We start from the raw sequence: 19943 nt of genomic DNA, 5'->3' as shown, positions 1-19943 counted from the left end.
TGAACAACAGGGAGTGGACAATCGGTCACAGGGGGAGACCGACATGCCACGCACCGAACGTCCGCTGGACAGCGAAGACACGGAACTCGGCCGGTTCGCGGCCGATCTGCGCAAGTTGCGCGACAAGGCGGGCAAACCGTCGTACCGGGCCTTGGCCTCACGCGCGCATTACTCGGCGGCCACGCTGTCCGATGCCGCGGGTGGCAAGAAGCTGCCGTCGCTCGCCGTCACCCTGGCCTACGTCAAGGCCTGCGACGGCGACGAGCAGGAGTGGGAACAGCGGTGGCGGTCGATCGCCGCTCCGCCCGATCCCACGGGTGAGGCGCCGTACGTGGGCCTCAAGGCGTTCCAGAAGGAGGACGCCGACCGGTTCTTCGGCCGGGAGAAGCTCACGGCGAAGCTCGTCGACCTGGTCGGGAAACGCCGGCTCGTCGGTGTCTTCGGCGCGAGCGGCTCCGGCAAGTCGTCGCTGCTGCGCGCGGGACTGCTGCCGAAACTCGACCGCGCACTGATCTTCACGCCCGGCGTGCACCCGCTCGACGAGTGCGCGGTTCGCATCGCCCAGGCGACCGGTCAGTCCGCCGTGGCCCTGCGCGCGGAGCTCGCGGACCCGGCCGCGCTCGGGCTGCTCGCCCAGCAACACGACCTGGTGCTGGTCGTCGACCAGTTCGAGGAGATCTTCACGCTCTGCGGCGCGGAGCAACGCGACTGGTTCGTGCGGGCCCTGGTCGGCGCACCGCACGTGGTCATCGGTGTGCGCGCGGACTTCTACGGTCACATCGGCCGGCATCCGGAGCTCGTCGAGGCGCTCGAGGGCAGCCAGCTCCTCGTCGGACCGATGACCACCGACGAACTCCGCCGCGCCATCATCGAACCCGCCCAGCGCGTCGGCGCCACCGTCGAGTCCGCGCTCGTCACCCGCCTCGTTGCCGACGTGGCGGGCCAGGCGGCCGCGCTTCCGCTGGTGCAGCACGCGTTGGTCGAGACCTGGCACCGCCGCCGCGGCATGACGCTGACGCTCGCCGGGTACGAGGAGGCGGGCGGCGTCGAACACGCCATCGCCCGCACGGCGGAGGCCGTCTACTCCGAGCTCACGGAAGATCAACAGCACACCGCTCGCCGCATCTTCCTGCGCCTCATCGCGCTCGGCGAGGGCACCGAGGACACGAAACGCCGCGCCGCCCGTGAGGATCTCGACGCCGAGGTGCTCGAACACCTCGCCGCCGCCCGGCTCGTCACGCTCACCGAACAGCACGCCGAGCTCACCCACGAGGCGTTGATCCGGTCCTGGCCGCGGCTGCGCGACTGGATCGCCGAGGACCGCAACGCGCTGCGCGTGCACCACCAGCTCACCGAGGCCGCCGCGGAGTGGGACGGCGACCGCGACCTCCTCTACAAGGGCGTGCGGCTGGCCCAGGCGAGCGAGCTGGACCCCGGCTCGCTCACCGAACCCGAACGCGCCTTCCTCACCGCGAGCCAGGCCGACGGCCGCCGCCGCGCCCGCCGCACCCGCGTGGTCGTGGCTGTGCTGTCCGTGCTGGTTCTGCTGCTCGCGGGCACTGTCGTGTTCGCGATCGACCGGTCCAGCGAGGCGTCCCGGCAACGGGATGTCGCAGTGGCGGGAAGTGCCGCCGACGTGGCACGGCGGATGGCGTTGCTGCCGACCGATTCGGGGGAGGCGATCCGGCTCGCGCTCGCGGCGTACAAGGTCGCGCCGACCGAAGCGACCCGTGACGCGCTGCTCACCGTCGACGCGACGACACGGCGCGAGCGGCTGAACTCGACGTGGGCGGGAAGCCGCTTCACCAAGCTCGACGGCGGCAGCCTCTTCGGCACCTTTCAGGAGCTGAGCTTCGTCACGTCGCTTCACAACCTCCGTTCACACGGCATCGACTCGTCACACGGCACCATCGTCGGACGGCCGCTCGTCGTCAGTGACGATGACCGGCGCGCGATCGTCGCCACGGAGCGGGGTGCCGAGCTGCAGGACATCACCAACCCGTCCAGTCCGCGCACACTCGCCCGCGTTCCGGCCAGCTCGTACTTCGGAAACGGCCTGTCGGCGAACAGCACGGTGGACACCATCGCGGGCGTGGTCACGACCGACAGGCCCATCGACGGCTACGGGGCCAAGATCTGGCGGTACGTCGGCACCAGCGAGCTGCGGGAGATCGCCGTCCCCGGCGACAAGCCACCGTTGTCGCTGCGCATGTCGCCGGACGGCCGCATCGTGGTCGTGTCGCGGATCAACGGCGGATCCACCGAAATCTGGCGGATCGACGGCGATGCGGCGCACCGGGTGTACGAGTCCACGGCGCCGGGGACCTTCGAACCGCGCCGGTTCAGCGCGGACGGCAGGTTCGTCCTCGTGGCCAGCTTGTCGCTGGGGCAGGTCCAGGTCTGGGACGTCACCGATCCCGCGAATCCGGTGGTGCAGGCCGACATCCCCACTCAGCCCAACGCCGAGCCCATGATCGAGTTCTCGCCCGACGGCCGCCAGGTGCTGCTGGGCACGGACCGCGCGGTGCACGTCTGGGACCTGGCGCAGCGGGGCAGGCCCGTGCGGATCGCGGGGTTCGAGAACTTCCCGGACAACATCACCGCGGTCGACCACTGGTCGCCGCCGTACGGGTTCGTCGCGCTGACGGAGGGGAACATCTGGCTGCTGCGCACGGACGTCAACGAGGTGGTCCGGAATCTGTGTCTCGGCGGTGCGGAGCTGCCCGACCAGGACTGGGCGAGGTACTTGCCCGAGGTTGAGCGGGTGCCGGTCTGCTGAACTGTGGGTGGCACCTGGGGGAGGCCACCCACAGCCACTCCGGCGCCGGTTCGGGGCGCGAGCACCGGGGTTTCTCGCGTCTGTCGACGTTAGGGCGAACGGGTTGTTCACGGTCAGGCGTTGGCCGCTGAACAAAGTTCTCTGAACAATGACGGGATGCCGAGACGGGAACGCCCTCTCGACGAGGGCGAGAGCGGTCTCCTGCAGTTCGCGGCGGATCTGCGCCGGCTGCGGGAGCGGGCGGGCAGCCCCACCTACCGGGAGCTGAGCCGGCGGGCGCACTACTCGGCCGCGGCGCTGTCGGAGGCGGCGGGCGGGCGGAAGCTGCCGTCGCTCGCGGTGACGAAGGCGTACGCCAAGGCCTGCGACGCCGACCCGGAGGAGTGGGAGCGGCGGTGGCGTGCGGTCGCGGAGACCGAACCGCACGGGGGCAGCGACAGTCCGTACGTCGGGCTGGCCATGTTCCAGCCCGACGACGCGCCGAAGTTCTTCGGGCGCGAGCGGTTGACGGCGGAGCTGCTGGCCACGAAGCACCGCTTCACCGGTGTGTTCGGGCCGTCCGGGGTGGGGAAGTCGTCGTTGCTGCGGGCCGGTCTCATCGCCCGCACGCGTGGGCCCGTCCTGTTGTTCACGCCCGGCGCGGATCCCGTGGAGGAGTGCGCGCTCGCGCTCGCCCGGCTCACCGGCGCGGACGCGGTCGAGCTCGCCGACGAGCTGCGTGATCCGGCGGCACTGCGCCGCAGGCACGAGCACCTCGTGGTCGTGGACCAGTTCGAGGAGCTGTTCACGTTGTGCCGCAGCGAAGAACTGCGCACGTGGCTCATCTCGGCACTGACGAACTGCACGAAGGTCGTCATCGGCGTGCGCGCCGATTACTACGGCCACTGCGCGCAGTACCCCGAGCTGGTCGAGGCGCTCAGCGGCGGTCAGGTCATGGTCGGCGCGATGACGCCGGACGAGCTGCGCCTCGCCATCACCGAACCGGCCGCCGTCGCCGGTGCCAAGGTCGAGACGGCGTTGCTGGCGCGGCTGATGGCCGACGCGGTGGGCCAGGCCGCCGTGCTGCCGCTGCTGTCCCACGCGCTGGCGGAGACCTGGCAGCACCGGCGCGGCATGACGTTGACGCTCGCGGGCTACGAGCAGGTCGGCGGTCTCGAACACGCCGTCGCCCGCACCGCGCAGGAGGTCTTCGACGGCTTCACGTCCCGGCAGCAGGCGCAGGCGAAACGGATCCTCCTGCGGCTCGTGACCGAAGAGGACACGAAACGCCGTGCGCACTCCGACGAGCTCGAGGCCGATGAGGACGTGCTGCTCGCGCTGGCCGCGGCCAGGCTCGTCGTGATCGACCGCGACGGCGTCGAACTGGCGCACGAGGCGTTGATCCGCAGCTGGCCCGCGTTCGGCGAGTGGATCGAGCAGGAGCGCGAGAACATCAAGGCACAGCGCGAACTCACGCACGCCACGCAGACCTGGGAGTCCCTCGACCGCGACCCCGGCGCGTTGTTCCGCGGCCGCCGGCTCACCACCGTTCCCGCCGGACTGTCGCTGAACTCCAGGGAACGCGCGTTCCTCGCCGCGAGCCTCGCCGCCGAGGAGGAGGTCTCGGTGAGCGCGCGAAGACGCACCCGCCGCCAGCGCCAGCTGCTCGCCGCGCTGGCCGCCCTGATCGTCATCGCCGCCAGCTCGACCGTGTTCGCCTTGCAGGCCAGCAGAACCGCCGACGAGCAACGCGCGACGGCGGTGGTGCTGAAGGCGGTCGGCGAGGCGGCGGCGCTGCGGTCCACCAACCCCGGCCTGGCCCAGCAGGTCGCGCTCGCCGCCTACCAGCTCGTGCCGTTGTCCCAGGCGCGCAACGGTTTGCGTCAGGAGGACGTCCCGTTCCAGGTGCTCCGCGACGCCGAGTCCGAGGTGACCGCACTGGTCGTGGGCTCGACGCAGCAACAGGTCGCCACCGGTCACCGCGACGGCACGGTGGTGCTGACGGACCTCGACGACCTGCCGTCCCCGCGCGCTTTCCACGTGGCCGCAAGGCATTCCGGCGCCGTCACATCGCTCGCGATGGACTCGACCGGCGGCCTGATCGCCTCCGCCGGTGAGGACGGCGCCGTCCACGTCGTCGACGTCTCCCTCGGCAAACCCCGCGAACTGGCGGTCCTGCCCACCCGTGCCGCGGCCGTCGCCTGGCAGGGCACCACCCTCGTCACCACCGGCAACGACGGCGTCCTGAGCTTCTGGACCGACCTGCGCCGCGAACGCCCGAGGCTCCTCACCACCGCGGAGCTCGGCCTGGGACCGTTGGCGGGCGTGGCTTTCCGCTCCGACGGCACCGTCCTCGCCGCCGTCACCACCGGCCGTGCCGTCCACCTCGTCGACATCACCGACCCGCACGACGCCAAACTCCTCTCCCTGACCAAGGAGTTCGCGGGCAACGCCCAGTTCGGCGGCCGCAACCTCCTCATGACGACCGCCACCACCGCCGTCCACCTCTGGGACGTCACGGACCCGCGCGACCCGGTGCTGCGCGCGGAGATCCCGTCCGGTGGCGGCGAGGTCACCTCGGCGTGGCTCGGCACCGGCAGCGCCGCGGTCGCCACCGACGACGGTCTCGTGCGGCTGTGGCGGCTCGGGGACGGCCCCGAACCCGTCGAGCAGGCGCTGCTGCGCGGGCACGCCGGGCCCGTGGCGGCGGTGGGGCTGACGCCGAAGGGCGACGAGGTGGTGACCGGCGGTGCGGATCGGGCGGTGCGGTTGTGGAACGTCGATCCGCGGGATCCGGCGGTCCGGATCTGCGAGCAGGCCTACCCGCGGATGAACCGGGAGGAGTGGGAGCGTTACTTCGGCGACCTCGCCTTCACCCCGCCCTGCCGGAACTGACCAGCAGGTCCTGCGGATGGTTAGCGGGCCGTTAGACGCCGGGCGAACCTCTGGTGGACAATCCGGCCGGGAGGCGGCATGCCACGAGGGGAACGACCGCTGGGTCCTGAGGACACCGCGTTGCTGCGGTTCGCCGGTGACCTGCGCAGACTGCGTGACCAGGCAGGCAAACCGAGCTATCGCGAGCTGGCCAGGCGAGCGAACTACTCGCCCACCGCGTTGTCCGACGCGGCGGGCGGCAGGAAACTGCCGTCCCTGGCGCTGACGCTCGCGTTCGTCCGGGCGTGTGAGGGCGATCCCGCGCCGTGGGCCAAGCGCTGGCGTGAGCTCGCCGCCGAACACGCACTGCCACCACAGTCTGACGCACCGTACCCGGGCGGTGAACCGTTCGGGGAGAACGACGCGAAGAGGTTCTTCGGCCGCGAGTGCCTCGTCGAACAGGTCGTCGAGTCGGTCAGGGCGCGACCGCTCACCGTTCTCGTCGGCCCCTCCGGGTCCGGCCGGACCTCCCTCCTCCACGCCGGCCTGAAGCCCGCCCTGGACGACGCCGTCGTGATCACGCCGAAGGACAACGCGCTCGACGATCTCGCCCACGCCCTCTCCGAGGTCTTCGAGAACACGACGCCGCAGCAGCTGGCCTCCGAGTTCAGGCAGGACCCCGACCACCTCCGGCTCCGGATCCGCCAGCACCGCCCCGGCCTCATCCTCCTCGTCGACGACGTCGAGAAAGCGCTCGACCAGCACGACTTCGTCACCGCCCTCACCCGCTGCCCCCACGTCGTCGTCGCGGTCCGCGCCGACCACCGCGACCGGTGCCGCGCGCTCGGCCTGAGCGGCACCGAGATCGTCATCGAGCCGATGAGCGCGGACCAGCTGCGCCGCGCGATCACCGAGCCCGCCGCCAAGATCGGCGCCACCGTCGAGACCGCGGTGATCGCCAGACTGGTCGCGGACGCCGCCAACCAGCACGCGCTGCCCCTGGTGCAGCAGGCACTGGTGGAGACCTGGCGGCGCAAGCGCGGCATGACGCTGTCGCAGTCCGGGTTCGAGGAGGCCGGTGGCATCGAGCACGTCGTCGCACGGGCGGCGAACACGTTCTTCGACGGCCTCACCGGCGCCGAGCAGGCGGCGGTGAAGAGCGTCTTCCTGAGGCTCGTCTCCCTGCAGCGCAACGGAATGGTGCAGCGCAGGACCCGCACGCTCGACATCGACCCGCACCTGCTCGGCCTGCTCGCCGAAGCGAGGCTCGTGACGCTGACCGAGGACGGCGTCGAGCTCGCCCACGACGCGGTGCTGCGCTGGCCGAGGCTCACCGGGTGGATCGACTCCGAACGCGAGAAGCTCCGCACGCACCAGCAGCTCGTCACGGCGATCGAGCTGTGGGAGGCGAGCGACCGCGACCCGCTGGCCCTCTACCGGGGCGCGCGGCTGCGCAAGGCCAAGGAGCTCGGCGAGTTCCTGACGGCGCAGGAACGCCGGTTCGTCGACATGAGCGCCAAACGCGAGACCCGGCGCTCGACCGCGTTGATCGCGGTGATGGCGGTGCTCGCCGCGCTCGTGCCCGGTTCCGTCATCTACGCGCTGGCCAGCGAGCGCAAGATCACCGAGCTGCACGACAGGGAGCTGGGCAGCAAGGCGATCTCCGAGTCCGCCGCGCTGATGGAGCAGCGCCGGCCGTACGCGGACAAGTACGCGCTGGTCGGCTACAAGGTCAACCCGTCGCCGGAGGCCGAGCGGATGCTGCGGCTGGCGAACGCGGTGACGCGCAGGATCCCGTTCACCGGCACGCCGGCCGACAACGCCGCCGTGCAGGTCGCGCCGCGCGGTGAGCTGGCCGCGGTGACCGACGAGGACGGCACGGACCGCATGTGGAGCCTCGACGAGGACGGCGCGGTGTCCGGCAAGCGGTTCTTCGACCGTCACCGGGTCGTGAAGCTCGCCGAACACCGTGCGGTCACGCAGGACGGCACCGGCCGTCAGCACCTGTGGAACGTCAACAGCGCCAACGACATCACCTACCTCGGCCCGTTGCAGGACCGGTTCCGCACGCTGGACATCAGCGCGGACGGCTCGCGGATCGTCGGCAGGATCGGTGACGTCGAGCAGGGCCTCCCGACGCCGGACGACAACGAGCCGGGCGTGCTGCTCGACGTGAGCGACCCGAAGCAGCCCCGCCGGCTGCCGATGCCGGTGCGCGCCGCGGGCAGCGTGGCGCTGAACTACGACGGCCGCGAGCTCGCCACCGCGGTGTGGGACGCCGCGAAGGGCACGACGACCATCGAGTTCTGGCACGTCGGCGGCACCTTCGAGGCCGCGTCGCCACCGTTGGTCCAGCCCGTCTACGTCCGCGGCCTCACCTACAGCAGCGACGGCCGCTGGCTCGCCGTGGAGCACTCGCCGGAGGGCATCGTCCAGGTGTGGCAGCGGGTGCCCAGCGAGTCGCCCGTGCTGCGCGCGACGATCGACAGCGTGATGCGCGCGGGCGCCCGCGTGACGTTCTCCGACGACGGCCGCGTGGCCGTCGTGCGTGACAACGTCTTCGAGGTGCAACAGCTCTACACGTCAGGGCGTCCTGCGGACCGGCTCGTGTACGTGACGGGGCACGGTCACGACACGCAACCGGTGTACCGGCCGCAGTACGGCGACTTCCTCGTCCGCGCGGGCGGCGACAACCCCGAACTGCTGCCGTACCTCCTCGACAGCGGCCGGATCATCAAGAAGATGTGTGAAAAAGACGGCGCGCGGCTCTCGGACTCCGAATGGGTGAAGAGCTTCGGCGAAGTGGAGCGCGTCAGGGTCTGCTGAAGCGCGGCGATGTGTGGGAAACAACCTGGAGTTGGGCAAGCACGCATTGTGAACGGGAGATCCACTCTCTAGGGTGACCGAGTGCGTGCGTTCACAAGGGGACTTCTCGGCATCGCCGGGTTCCTCGTGCTCTGGGAGCTCGTAGGACGATCTCCCTTCATACCCGCACACGCGCTTCCGCCACCGTCCGTCGTGGTCGGTGAGCTGGTCACGCAACTGACCTCGCCGAGCTTCATCAGTCATGTCGTGGCAACGGTCCTGGCACTTCTGATCGCGATCGTGATCGCCGTCGCCATCGCCGTGCCGAGTGGACTGGTCCTCGGCAGCGTCCCCGCCGTTCGTCACGCGACGCGCGCGGTCATCGAGTTCCTGCGCCCGATCCCTTCTGTGGCACTGATTCCGCTCGCGCTGGTGATGCTGGGCTTCGGTCCGGAAACGAAGATCACGCTGGCGGTCTACGCGGCACTGTGGCCGATCCTCTTCAACACCATTTACGCCCTCGACGAACTGGACCCGCTGCTCGTCGACACGGCAAGGGTTTTCGGCACCGGCCGGATGGGCGTCCTGTTCCTCGTGGCGCTGCCCAGCGCGTTGCCGTTCGTCCTCACCGGAATCCGGCTCGCGGCGACGACGGCGTTGATCGTGATGGTGAGCGTCGAGCTCATGGCCGGCAGCCAGATCGGCATCGGCTACTTCATCATGGAGGCTCGCAGCGGACCGGGCCGGATGGACCAGGTGCTGGTCGGCACCGTGGTCGCGGGCACGATCGGTGTCCTGCTCAACAACGGCCTGGAACGCGTCCGCCGCCGGTGGGTGGCCTGGTGACCAAGTTCCTGCAGCGGTGGACCGTGTTTGCCGGCCTGGTCGTGGTGTGGCAGGTGCTCGGCTGGCTCGCCGACGACCCGTTCTTCCCACCGCCGTCGAAGATCGTCACCGCGGCCAACGAGTGGTGGGTGCTGGAGCCGGCGAACTTCACCGGCCACGTCGTGCCGTCGGTGGTGCGGCTGCTGTCGGGCTGGGTGATCGCCGGCGTGATCGGCGTGTCGCTCGGGCTGGTGCTGGGCCGGTCCGACCGGGCCATGGAGTACGCGGGACCGCTGCTCGTGTTCCTGCGCTCGATCCCGCCGCCCGCGCTGGTGCCGGTGTTCCTGCTGCTGTTCAAGGCGGGCACGTCGATGCAGCTCGCGACGATCGTCTTCGGTGTCGTGTGGCCGGTGCTGCTGAACAGCGTGGACGGTGCCCGTTCCGTCGACGTGACCAAAGTGGACACTTCCGCGGTCTTCCGGATCCCGCGCTGGCAATGGGTTCTCGGCGTGGTCCTGCCCGCCGCCTCACCCAAGATCTTCGCCGGGCTGCGGGTCTCGTTGTCGCTCTCGCTGGTGCTGATGGTGATCTCCGAGCTCGTGGGCACCGACAACGGCATCGGCTCGCAGCTCATGCAGGCACAGCGCGAGTTCGACTACACGCGCATGTGGGCCGGGATCGTCCTGCTGGGCGTGCTCGGCTACGGACTCAACACCGCGCTGCTGGCGGTGGAACGCAGGGCGTTGGCGTGGCAACCGAGGAGTCGTGATGAGCAACATGCTTGAGGTGGCCGACCTGGGCCACACCTACGGCGACCACGAGGCCATCGGTGGTCTGTCGTTCACCGTGCGCGCCGGCGAGCTGGTGTGCGTGGTGGGACCGTCGGGGTGTGGCAAGTCCACGCTGCTGCGCACGATCTCGGGGCTCGTCGCGCCGTCGCGCGGCGACGTGTCCCTGCACGGCTCGCATCTCGCCGTGGTGTTCCAGGACTACTCGCGTTCGCTGTTCCCGTGGCTGAGCGTCCAGGGCAACGTCGAGTTCCCGCTGCGGTCGCTGCCGCGCGCCGAACGCCGCGCACGGGCCGCCGAGGCGCTGGAGTGGGTGGGGCTCGGCGGGGCGGCTCGCAAGCGGCCCTGGCAGCTTTCCGGTGGCATGCAGCAGCGTGTGGCGATCGCGCGCGCTCTGGCGTACCGGCCTTCGTTGTTGTTGATGGACGAGCCGTTCGCCTCGGTGGACGCGCAGACCCGGTTCGAGCTGGAGGACCTGTTGCTCCGCGTGCGTCGTGAGCACGACACGACCGTTCTCGTGGTCACGCACGACATCGACGAGTCGGTGTACCTGGGGGACCGCATCCTGGTGCTCTCGGGCTCTCCCGCCCGGCTGGTGGCCGATCTGGAGGTGCCGTTGCCCGCCGAACGCGACCAGGTGACGACGCGGACCGACGAGGCCTTCGTGGAACTGCGGTCGAAGGTGGCGCGCCTGCTCAACGTCGGCAAGCCCACGATGGACGTGGAGAAGTGGGCTGCCGCCGAGCGCGAGTCGCTGAGCGAGACCGTCTCGTCCTGATTCCCGGATGACCGACTGGAACCGGTTCCTCGTCGTCGACGCGGAACCGACCGAGGTGTCCGGCGGGCGGAACAGGGTGGTGCTGCTGGAAGGGCGGCGGCTGCTCGCGTTGCCGGACAACGGCTACCAGCTTCTCCTGGCGTGGGTGGCCGGCCCGCGCCGGGTGGTGCGCACGCCCGCTCCGATGCACCCGGACCAGGACGTCATCGACACGTTCGTCAACTCGTACCTGGTGGAAGCCGGTGTGCCGCCACGGCCGCGCGGTTTCGCGTGGTACCTGGACCTGCCGGTCGGGACCACGCCGTCCGACGTCTGGCGCGCGGTCGACCCTGGTGGGGCCCACGGGTCCCCGGTGGACCTGCTGCGCGTCCGGGAGGCCATGGAGCGAGGCGTGGCCGCGCTCTACGACGCGACCTGACGGAAGCGATGACAAAACAGCCGAGCTCCGGACCGGCGCGGTCCGGGGCTCGGCTGTGCGACGTGGGGGAGGCGGGCACCCGCGCTCGGGGGCAGAGCCGAGCACCCGCCTTCCGTTCCCCCCGTGACTGCTCGACGAGAGCAGATGGCAGAACGATCAGAAGTGGACGTCCACGTTGTTGTGGTTGCCGATGCCACCGTCGAGGAGGTCGAGGTCGCCGACCTTCACGTCGCCGATGACCTGGCCGAGGTCGTGGTGCACGTCGCCGACCTGAGCGACGTTCTGCACGACGTTGTCGGTCACGTGCAGGGCGTTGTCGGTCACGTGCGCGACGTCGGCGACGTTGTTGACGTCGACGACGTCCGCCGAGTTCAGGACGTTCTTGACCAGCACGTCGGTGTCGGCGACGTCCTTCACCAGCACGTCGGCGTCGAGGTCCTTGACCAGCACGTCGGCGGTGTTGTGGATGCCGTGGACGTCGACGACGTCGGTCACCTTGGTGACGTTGTGCGTCGCGATGTCGGAGACGTTGGAGACGACGTCGGTGGCCTGCGGAACCGTGGACACGACGGAGTCGAGGGTGCCGGACACGTCGCCCAGGCCGGAGAAGTCCGAGACCAGCGCGGTGATGGCCGAGGGGGCGGCGATGTCGGTGACGCCGGTGACGCCCTCGACGGTGCCCGCGATCTGCAGCAGGCTGTCGACGGCGGGCAGCTCGGTGCCGCCGAGGATGTCCTCGATTCCCTCGACGTTCGGCACGGACGCGGCGTCGAGCACCAGCGGCAGGATGTCGTGCACGTCGCCCGCGGTGATGTCGCTCAGGCCCGCGGCCTCCAGGCAGCCCAGCGGGTCCTGCTGGAACGCCTCACGGGCGTCCAGGTCGGTCAGCAGGCCGAGGGTGAAGTCGTGCAGCGTGGTCGGCTCCGCGGCCTGCACGGTCGTGCCACCGGTCTCCACGGTCGTGCCACCGGTCTGCACCGTGGTGTCACCGCTCTGCACGGTGGTCTGGCCGGTCTGCACCGTGGTGGGCTCGGCGGGCGTGGTCTGCTGCATGGGACTCAAGCTCCTGTAGCTGAATCGGGGGATGTCGTGTTGAACCGTATGGATGATCGACATCCCCCGGCATCGGGAGTTGGCCCCAGATCGTGACGAAAGCTGGCCCCTAGGGGGTTGGCCTCACTCGTTAGGGGAGCCCGGGAGTCACCCCATAGGGGGAGATTGTGCCCTCAGGGGCCGACGTAGTTCTCCGCGAAGCTCGCGCGGTACGCGGCCGACTCGGCCAGGTGCTCCAGTCGTGCTTGCGCCAAGCGTCCGAAGAAGGGCGAGCCCACGTCGGTGTGGATCATGTTCACCATCCACTGCGAGAACTCCTGCGCCCGCCAGACCCGGCGCAGGCAGTCGTCGGAGTAGGTCTTGAGGCCGGTCTCCGAACCGGTCGCGTAGAAGTCCGTCAGTGCATGTGAGAGCGTTGCGGCGTCGTTCATCGCGAGGTTCATGCCCTTGGCGCCGACCGGCGTGATGATGTGGGCTGCGTCACCCAGCAGGTACAGCCGGCCGTACGACATCGGCTCCACCACGTGGCTGCGCATGTCGAGAACGCGCTTTTCGATGATCTTGCCCTCGGTCAGCGACCACGTCGAACCGTGCAGTGCGAATCTTTTGTGGAGTGCCTCCCACACCTGTTCGTCGGACCAATCCGAGGCTTTGGTTCCGACGGGCACCTGGAGGTAGAAGCGAGAAACGGTCGGCGACCGCAGCATGTGGCCGGCGAAACCATCCTCGTGCAATGCATAAATGATGGCTTTAGTGGACGGAGGGGCCTCGGCAAGAATCGCCAGCCACTCGATCCCGTGCTGATGGGTGAATTCCGTCAGCACTCCGTCAGGAATGGACGGGCGGCAGACGCCGTGGAATCCGTCGCACCCGGCGACGAAGTCGCACGTGACGGTCGAGCGGACCCCGTCCGCGCTGGTCCAGCTCACGGACGGTCGTGACGACGTGAGGTCGGCCAGCTCCACGTCGCTGACCGAGAACCGGATGTCGCCACCGGCGTCGAGGAATGCCGCGATGAGGTCTTTGACCACTTCCTGCTGCGGGTAGACGTAGTGCTGCCGGCCTCCGTACAGATCGCTGTACGCCACCTGGAACGCCTGTCCGCTCACGCGGAATTCACACGTTCCGTGACGGTCTGCTTCCATCAGCAAACGATCGGCGAGTCCGTGCGACTCGAGCATGGTTACAGAGCGATGTTCCAGGACTCCCGCGCGTGGCCGGGTTTCCACGTGAGTGCGACTGGCCTTTTCCAGCACGACGCAGTCGATACCTGACTGCTGGATCAGGTTTGCCAAGGTCAGACCGGCCGGCCCGGCGCCGACGACGGCAACGGAGCGCTTCAACTGGGGTTCTCCTCGCCCTAGACCTGCTGTGCTTAGATGCTCACCGCAGGTAGTGGACTGGAACCTGCGTGTGTCGGTCAACTGGGGTCTTTTGGAGCAGCATCATTACTCTGAGTGGTTGACCGTCGCGCATTCCCCGCAACGACGACACCGCTCCGACAGGAGAGTGCTCCCGATGACTCGAAGAGTCCGCCGCATCGCCGTCCGTGGCATCGCCCTCGCCACGCTGCTCGCCACCGTGGCGAGCTGTGGACTGCTCGGCGGCAAAGAGCAGACGCCCGCGGCCAACTCGAACGGCCAGGTCGAGAAGGCCAAGATCACCCTGGGCGTCCTTCCGATCCTCGACGTGGCATCCGTGCACGTGGCCAAGCAGAAGGGCTACTTCGCGCAGGAGGGCCTCGAGGTCGAGCTCAAGGTGATCCAGGGTGGTGCTCAGGCGATCCCCGGCCTGATCAACAAAGAGCTGGACATGACGTTCGGCAACTGGGTCTCGTTCTTCGCCGCCCAGTCGAAGGACGCGGCCAAGGCGGTCGACGGGATCAAGCTCATCGCCGACGGCTACCAGGCCAAACCCGACATGTTCCTGATCCTGGCCGCCGGTGACTCGGCCATCAAGAGCCCCAAGGACCTGGCGGGCAAGACCATCGCGATCAACACGTTCAAGAACATCGCCGAGCTGACCGCGAAGGCGACGCTGGAGGCGGCGAACGTCGACCCGAAGTCGGTCACGTTCAAGGAGATGCCGTTCCCGGACATGCAGGCGGCGGTCGCGAACAAGACCGTCGACGCGGCGTTCATGGTCGAGCCGTTCATCACGCGTGCCCAGCGTGCCGCCGGCCAGGTCAAGATCCTCGACGCGGCCTCCGGCCCGACCGACAACATCCCGATCGCGGGCTACGCGACCAGCGGTGAGTTCGCCAAGAACAACCCCAAGACGGTGGCCGCGTTCCAGCGCGCGATCGCCAAGGGCCAGGCCGACGCCGCCGACCGCCCCACGGTGGAGCCGCTGCTCGTCGAGTACGCCAAGGTCGACAAGGAAACCGCAGCTCTCGTCCACTTCGGTGCCTTCCCGACCTCGCTCGACGCGACCCGGCTGCAGCGGGTCACGCAGCTGATGCAGCGGTACGGGCTGCTGGACAAGGAGCTCGACGTCAAGCCGATGCTCATCCAGCCCTCCGGTAGTTGACGAACGGCGCGGGCGGCTGTGATCGCGCCGTGATCACGGCCGCCCGCGCCTGTTGTTTCCGCCGGACGAATTATCGAGCAGAGGCCATTTAGCCGTCCTACTGTCAGTTGTTGATTCTGGAACGAGTTTTTGTCGTCCGAACGGCGGTATGAGAGCCGTGCGTTTTACACCAAGATCCACCAGGTTTGCAGCTATTAAACGGGGCGGGGAGTGTTGACGGTGCGCGGTCGTGAGGACCAGCGAGGCATCGACCGGTTCCGCCTACGCAACTGGCGGTTGCGGAGCAAGCTCGCGGTGGTGTTGTTGGTTCCGGCTCTGAGCACCGCGACTCTCGCGGGCCTGCGCCTGAACACCCAGCTCGACGACGTGGAGCTGTTCAGCACCGTCCAGCGCGAGCTCGCCGTCAGCCACCAGGCCGCGAAGGTGGAGAACGCGCTCCAGGTCGAGCGCGACTGGGCGGTGCAGTGTGTTGCCGCCGGCAGGCAGAACGCGTGCCCCGAGCACGCCGGCCGCACCGGCGCCACCGACACCCAACTGGGCAAGTACCGGGACACGGGCGCCACGACGACCGCGTTGAGCGCGCCTCTGCAGGAAGCTTTCGGCAAGTCGCTGCAGTCGCTGGACGGCCTGGCGAGCTTGCGCAACACGATCCTGACCACGAAGTACCCGGACATGGCCGTGATCGGTGCCTACAACCAGATCATCGCCTCGCTCGGCCAGGTGCACCGCGCCGCGATCTCGAGCCTGAGCGAACCGGAGATCGTTCCGCTGGTCGCCGCCGCGCAGGCGCTGTACCAGGCGCAGGAACAGGTCGGCCAGCAGAACTCGATCCTGACGTCCACCGCGCTGCGCCGGGGTTTCGCGCCCGGTGCCGCGGACGAGCTGCGGGCAGCGCAGTCCCGGTTGGACGCGGCGTTCAACGAGTTCAACGACGTCGCCTCCACGGCGAACCGGCAGAAGTTCCAGGACAAGGTGTCCGGTTCCGCGGTCGACGGGCGCAACCGGCTCGTGAAGCTCGCGCTCGCGCAGGACGCCGAGGGCAAGCCGGTGTCCATCACGGACGCCGAGGTCCTCAAGATCGGTGAGGACACCGCCAACCTGGTGCACGAGCTGGCCGGTGACCTGGAGAGCCAGGCCGACAGCACGACGACCCGGCTCGCGGCCCAGGCGCGCACGGACGCGTGGCGCGACGCCGCACTCGTCGCCGCGTCGCTGATCGTCGCGTTCGGCCTGATGGCGATGGTCGCGCAGTCGATGCTTCGGCCGCTGCGCATCCTCCGCCGCAGCGCGCTCGACGTCGCCCGCAACCAGCTGCCGGAAGCCATTCGCCGCATCCGTTCGCACCGCGACCCGGAACGCGCCGCGGAAGAGGCGATCGTCCCGGTGCCGCTCAACACGACAGAGGAGGTCGGCCAGGTCGCGCGGGCGTTCGACCTGGTGCAGCGCGAAGCCGTCCGCCTCGCCGTCGAGCAGGTGGCACTGCGCGCGAACGTCAACGACATGTTCATCAACCTGTCGCGGCGCTCGCAGGCGTTGGTGGAACGCCAGATCAGCGTGATCGACCGGCTCGAGCAGGACGAGCAGGACCCCGACCACCTGGCGTCGCTGTTCGAGCTCGACCACCTCGCGACGCAGATGCGCCGCAACAGCGAGAACCTGCTGGTCCTCTCCGGCACGACGGTCAACCGCCGCGTCACCCGCCCGGTCGCGATCGCCGAGGTGCTCGGCGCCGCGGTGTCCGAGGTCGAGAAGTACGCGCGCGTCCAGATCGCGCCGACGCCGGACATGATGGTGCAGGGCCGCGTGGTCAACGACCTCGCGCACCTCATCGCCGAGCTGCTCGACAACGCGACGGCGTTCTCCAAGCCCACCACCAAGGTCACCGTGCGCACGATCGAGACCCGCAAGGGCGAGGTCGCGATCCGCATCCACGACCGCGGTGTCGGCATGCAGGAGGACGACATCGCCGAGGCCAACGCGAAGCTCGCGGATCCGCCTGAGGTCGACGTCTCCGTCGCCCGCGAGATGGGCCTGTACGTGGTCGGCCAGCTCGCGAAGCGCCACGAGATCCGCGTGACGCTCGCGAACAACGACGACATCGAGGGCGGTGTCACCGCCCAGGTGATCCTGCCGATCTCGTTGCTGCACAAGGGAGCGCCGCCCGCGCTGCCGCTGCCGCCCGCGGCCACGCCCGTCGAGGCGACGGGCGAGGGCCTCGCCGGCGTTCCGAAGTGGACGCCCGAGTACCCGGTCGTGCTGCCGTCCGCCGCTGCCGACGAGCCCTCCGGCCGGCACCGCATCGAGCAGACGTCCGCTGACGGCCTGTTCACCGCGCGCGTCGAGCCGACCGAAGTGTCCGCTGAGGACGGTTACTCCTACGAGCCGCCGATGGAGCGGCCGGCGGAACCCGCACGACCCGCGGATCCGGCGACCGAGATCTTCCCCGCCATCTCCGACGACGTCGAGGAGATCTCCGCCGACAGCCTGTCGCGGTGGTTCCAGACTCCGGCGGCCGCGCCGCAGCGGCCGGCGGTTGATTCCACAAAGGACGTTCCGGCAGCGGAGCCGGACACCGGGTCAGAACCTTCCACGGTGAACGGCCTGCCCAAGCGGCAGCGTTCGTCCGAACCTTCGAAGTCCGAGGCACCAACGGCGGTGCCGCGCGCGGTCGCCGACTTCGCCGAGTCCGACTGGGGATCGGCAGACGAGGGCTGGCGTGCCGCTGGGGCGCTGGAGAGCAGCGTGCCCGCGCAGACGACGGAGAACGGCCTGCCCAAGCGCGTCCCGAAGGCGCGTCTCGTACCGGGCTCCACGCCGAAACCGTCGTCACCCGTTCCCCAGCTGGCGACTGCCGGGACCGCAGGCCGTTCCGCGGAACGGCTCCGGCAGCGGTTCGCCACGTACCAGAAGGGTGTCCAGCTCGGCCGTGAGTCGCTCTTCGACTCGGCCGTCGGCGGCATCCCCGTGATCGCAGAAAGGGAACACCAGTGACCACCGCGACTGAGGAACTGGACAACTTCAGCTGGCTGGTCGAGGACTTCGTCAGCAGGGTCGCCGGTGTCGCGCACGCGATCGTCGTCTCGGCGGACGGTCTGCTGCTCGCCTCGTCGGACCGCCTCCCGCACGACCGCGCGGAACAGCTGGCCGCAGTGTCCTCCGGCCTGGTTTCGCTGAACCTCGGCGCGGCGCGTTGCTTCGAGGCGGGTGAGGTGAAGCAGACTGTCGTGGAGATGGAACGGGGCTATCTTTTCCTGATGTCCATCAGCGACGGGTCCTGCCTCGCCGTGCTCGCCGCGCCCAACTGCGACATCGGGCTCATCGGTTACGCGATGACCCGGCTGGTGGAGCGGGTCGGTCTCCAGTTGACGCCGGAGATCCGTGCCCAGCTGCACGTTTCCATGCGAGCCTGAGTAGAGAGAAGTTCCCCATGAGCAGAGGTGCTCCGGGTCGTCCGGGGTCACCTGGGGTCGACCTGAACGCGACGTCGGCGAAGATCGTCGTCGCGGGTGGGTTCGGCGTCGGCAAGACGACGTTCGTCGGTTCGGTCTCCGAGATCACCCCGTTGACCACCGAGGCCGTCATGACCCAGGCGTCGGTCGGTGTGGACGACCTCTCGGCCGTCCCCGACAAGGTCACCACCACGGTGGCCATGGACTTCGGCCGGCTGCACCTGGACAAGGACCTGATCCTGTACCTGTTCGGCACGCCGGGGCAGCACAGGTTCTGGTTCATGTGGGACGACCTGGTCCGCGGCGCCATCGGTGCCGTGGTGCTGGTCGACACGCGCCGGATCGACGAGGCGTTCGCGCCCATCGACTTCTTCGAGGACCGCGATCTGCCGTACGTGATCGCGGTGAACTGCTTCGACGGCCTGATGCACCACCGGGCGGAGGAGGTGCGGGACGCGCTGACGATCCCGTCCTCGGTGCCGATCATCCCGTGCGACGCGCGGAACCGGCAGTCGACGAAGCAGATCCTCATCGCGTTGGTGGAGCACGCGTTGCGGCAGCCTTCTTTCGCCTGAGGTCGCGGGACCGGGCTCACCGGTCCCGTTCGACCTGGCTCCGCCATTCCTCCAGCTCGGAACGCAGCCGTTCGCGGTGGCCGGGCATGAGCCTGCGGAACTGCATCTCCAGCACCGCTCGCGCGCCCGGCTCGGTCGTGCCGAGCCTTTCCCGGAGTGCCGCCAGGGCAACGTCCTCGTTCGCCGAAGTGGCGATGATGCCCGCGATTTCGGCGTAGGAGTCCGCGGCCCGGCACACCGCGCTCAGGATCTGGATTCGCTCTTCGGCGTAGCCGGGCGGGTACGTCATTGCCTCATCGGTCCGTTCGCCTCACATCGGTGACGCCCTTCCGGACCATCAGATCCGGACGACGTCAACAGTTATACCCCTCTTCTGGCGGCGGTCTGTTCGTGGCGGTGGAGCGGGAAACCGCAGCACGGAGGGGATTGCCCTACGAAGTTTCTGGACCGTGCCAGGGTTGTTTGACACTTGACTCTTCTTGTGCGCCAACGCTGCGGCGATACAGTCGAAGCGCAATCACCCTGCATTGCGAGGAGATTCCTGTGTTCCTGCGCAAAACAACAGCTGTGCTCGCTGTCGCGGCCGCCCTGTCAACCGGCTTCGTCGGCACCGCACACGCTGCTCGCACCCTTCTCTACAACTCCACGGGTGCGGCTCAGTACGACAAGGAGATCGAGGCCGCCGCGGCGGTGTGGAACTCCAACGTGAAGAACGTCCAGATGAGGAAGGCGCGCGCCGGTGAGCGGGCGAACTTCACCATCGTCGCGGACCCCGGCTGGCCGCGGGCGCAGCCGACCACCCTCGGCAACGGCAAGATCTGGATGGGCAAGCAGGCGATCGACCAGGGGTACAACATCACCCGGATCGCCGCCCACGAGATCGGGCACATCCTGGGCCTGCCGGACGTGAAGCCCGGCCCGTGCTCCAGCCTGATGTCGGGTTCGACCGGTGGTGTCTCGTGCACCAACCCCGTGCCGAACGCCGCCGAGAAGTCCCGTGTCGAGCGCAACTTCGCCGGCACCGCCAAGGCCGACCTCGCCACCGTCGAGGACGCTGCCTGACGAACGCTCGTGAGTGGTTTTGGTCGGCG

15 protein-coding genes are annotated in these 19943 nt (G+C 69.1%); 12 read left to right on the top strand and 3 right to left on the bottom strand.

Annotation, left to right across the window (positions count from 1 at the left end):
* The first annotated feature begins 43 nt into the window (after window positions 1-43).
* The 7 genes from IEZ09_RS28320 to IEZ09_RS28290 all read left to right on the top strand — a co-directional run bounded on the left by IEZ09_RS28320 (window position 44) and on the right by IEZ09_RS28290 (window position 11246).
* Window positions 44-2779, top strand: a complete 2736-nt coding sequence (locus IEZ09_RS28320; protein ID WP_189256823.1) for an nSTAND1 domain-containing NTPase — start codon at window positions 44-46, stop codon at window positions 2777-2779.
* 156 nt (window positions 2780-2935) lie between these two features.
* Window positions 2936-5653 (top strand): nSTAND1 domain-containing NTPase, encoded by a 2718-nt coding sequence (locus tag IEZ09_RS28315; protein WP_189256822.1) that lies wholly within the window; start codon window positions 2936-2938, stop codon window positions 5651-5653.
* Between the two features lie 78 nt (window positions 5654-5731).
* Window positions 5732-8458, top strand: a complete 2727-nt coding sequence (locus IEZ09_RS28310) for an nSTAND1 domain-containing NTPase (protein WP_189256821.1) — start codon at window positions 5732-5734, stop codon at window positions 8456-8458.
* 81 nt (window positions 8459-8539) lie between these two features.
* Window positions 8540-9283 (top strand): ABC transporter permease, encoded by a 744-nt coding sequence (locus IEZ09_RS28305; protein WP_189256820.1) that lies wholly within the window; start codon window positions 8540-8542, stop codon window positions 9281-9283.
* The gene (locus tag IEZ09_RS28300; RefSeq protein ID WP_189256819.1) at window positions 9280-10047 is read left to right on the top strand and encodes an ABC transporter permease; all 768 of its coding nucleotides are present in this window, start codon (window positions 9280-9282) and stop codon (window positions 10045-10047) included. The genes IEZ09_RS28305 and IEZ09_RS28300 overlap by 4 nt, the downstream gene beginning before the upstream one ends.
* A complete protein-coding gene (locus tag IEZ09_RS28295) occupies window positions 10031-10828 on the top strand; it encodes an ABC transporter ATP-binding protein (RefSeq protein WP_189256818.1) in 798 nt (265 codons plus the stop codon). The genes IEZ09_RS28300 and IEZ09_RS28295 overlap by 17 nt, the downstream gene beginning before the upstream one ends.
* Window positions 10829-10835: 7 nt before the next feature.
* Window positions 10836-11246 carry a DUF5956 family protein gene (locus IEZ09_RS28290; protein ID WP_189256817.1) on the top strand — a complete coding sequence of 137 codons (411 nt, stop codon included), beginning with the start codon at window positions 10836-10838 and terminating at the stop codon, window positions 11244-11246.
* Window positions 11247-11402: 156 nt separating this feature from the next.
* On the opposite strand, the gene IEZ09_RS28285 is transcribed toward IEZ09_RS28290, so the two are convergent.
* Window positions 11403-12299: an IniB N-terminal domain-containing protein gene (locus IEZ09_RS28285; protein ID WP_189256816.1), complete on the bottom strand. Its 897-nt coding sequence runs from the start codon at window positions 12297-12299 to the stop codon at window positions 11403-11405.
* Between the two features lie 173 nt (window positions 12300-12472).
* Entirely contained in the window at window positions 12473-13642 is a 1170-nt protein-coding gene (locus IEZ09_RS28280; RefSeq protein WP_189256815.1) for a 4-hydroxybenzoate 3-monooxygenase, read from the bottom strand.
* 175 nt (window positions 13643-13817) lie between these two features.
* On the opposite strand from IEZ09_RS28280, the gene IEZ09_RS28275 reads away from it, so the two are divergent.
* From IEZ09_RS28275 to IEZ09_RS28260, 4 genes are all read left to right on the top strand, one after another.
* Window positions 13818-14828 (top strand): ABC transporter substrate-binding protein, encoded by a 1011-nt coding sequence (locus IEZ09_RS28275; RefSeq protein WP_189256814.1) that lies wholly within the window; start codon window positions 13818-13820, stop codon window positions 14826-14828.
* Between the two features lie 219 nt (window positions 14829-15047).
* Window positions 15048-17819 carry a sensor histidine kinase gene (locus IEZ09_RS28270; RefSeq protein ID WP_229813024.1) on the top strand — a complete coding sequence of 924 codons (2772 nt, stop codon included), beginning with the start codon at window positions 15048-15050 and terminating at the stop codon, window positions 17817-17819.
* Window positions 17816-18238 carry a roadblock/LC7 domain-containing protein gene (locus tag IEZ09_RS28265; RefSeq protein WP_030468876.1) on the top strand — a complete coding sequence of 141 codons (423 nt, stop codon included), beginning with the start codon at window positions 17816-17818 and terminating at the stop codon, window positions 18236-18238. The genes IEZ09_RS28270 and IEZ09_RS28265 overlap by 4 nt, the downstream gene beginning before the upstream one ends.
* Before the next feature lie 17 nt (window positions 18239-18255).
* Entirely contained in the window at window positions 18256-18852 is a 597-nt protein-coding gene (locus IEZ09_RS28260; protein ID WP_189256812.1) for a GTP-binding protein, read from the top strand.
* Between the two features lie 16 nt (window positions 18853-18868).
* Here the strand turns inward: IEZ09_RS28260 and IEZ09_RS28255 are convergent, their stop codons facing one another.
* Complete coding sequence (locus IEZ09_RS28255) at window positions 18869-19141, bottom strand: hypothetical protein (protein WP_189256811.1); 273 nt, start codon at window positions 19139-19141, stop codon at window positions 18869-18871.
* Between the two features lie 254 nt (window positions 19142-19395).
* Here IEZ09_RS28255 and IEZ09_RS28250 point away from each other — a divergent pair, with 254 nt between their 5' ends.
* Window positions 19396-19914 carry a snapalysin family zinc-dependent metalloprotease gene (locus IEZ09_RS28250; RefSeq protein WP_229813023.1) on the top strand — a complete coding sequence of 173 codons (519 nt, stop codon included), beginning with the start codon at window positions 19396-19398 and terminating at the stop codon, window positions 19912-19914.
* Window positions 19915-19943 lie beyond the last annotated feature (29 nt).

It is taken from the genome of Lentzea flava (genome assembly GCF_014648475.1).
In the GTDB taxonomy this organism is placed as follows: domain Bacteria; phylum Actinomycetota; class Actinomycetes; order Mycobacteriales; family Pseudonocardiaceae; genus Lentzea; species Lentzea flava.
The sequence above is the reverse complement of the archived record's forward strand: the minus strand, read 5'-3'. Positions and strand labels throughout refer to the sequence as shown.

Bases quoted from the DNA above. Each gene is read 5' to 3' on its own strand.
- IEZ09_RS28320 (WP_189256823.1), top strand. From the start codon at position 44: ATGCCACGCACCGAACGTCCGCTGGACAGCGAAGACACGGAACTCGGC.
- IEZ09_RS28315 (WP_189256822.1), top strand. From the start codon at position 2,936: ATGCCGAGACGGGAACGCCCTCTCGACGAGGGCGAGAGCGGTCTCCTG.
- IEZ09_RS28310 (WP_189256821.1), top strand. From the start codon at position 5,732: ATGCCACGAGGGGAACGACCGCTGGGTCCTGAGGACACCGCGTTGCTG.
- IEZ09_RS28295 (WP_189256818.1), top strand. From the start codon at position 10,031: ATGAGCAACATGCTTGAGGTGGCCGACCTGGGCCACACCTACGGCGAC.
- IEZ09_RS28290 (WP_189256817.1), top strand. From the start codon at position 10,836: ATGACCGACTGGAACCGGTTCCTCGTCGTCGACGCGGAACCGACCGAG.
- IEZ09_RS28285 (WP_189256816.1), bottom strand. From the start codon at position 12,299: ATGCAGCAGACCACGCCCGCCGAGCCCACCACGGTGCAGACCGGCCAG.
- IEZ09_RS28275 (WP_189256814.1), top strand. From the start codon at position 13,818: ATGACTCGAAGAGTCCGCCGCATCGCCGTCCGTGGCATCGCCCTCGCC.
- IEZ09_RS28260 (WP_189256812.1), top strand. From the start codon at position 18,256: ATGAGCAGAGGTGCTCCGGGTCGTCCGGGGTCACCTGGGGTCGACCTG.
- IEZ09_RS28255 (WP_189256811.1), bottom strand. From the start codon at position 19,141: ATGACGTACCCGCCCGGCTACGCCGAAGAGCGAATCCAGATCCTGAGC.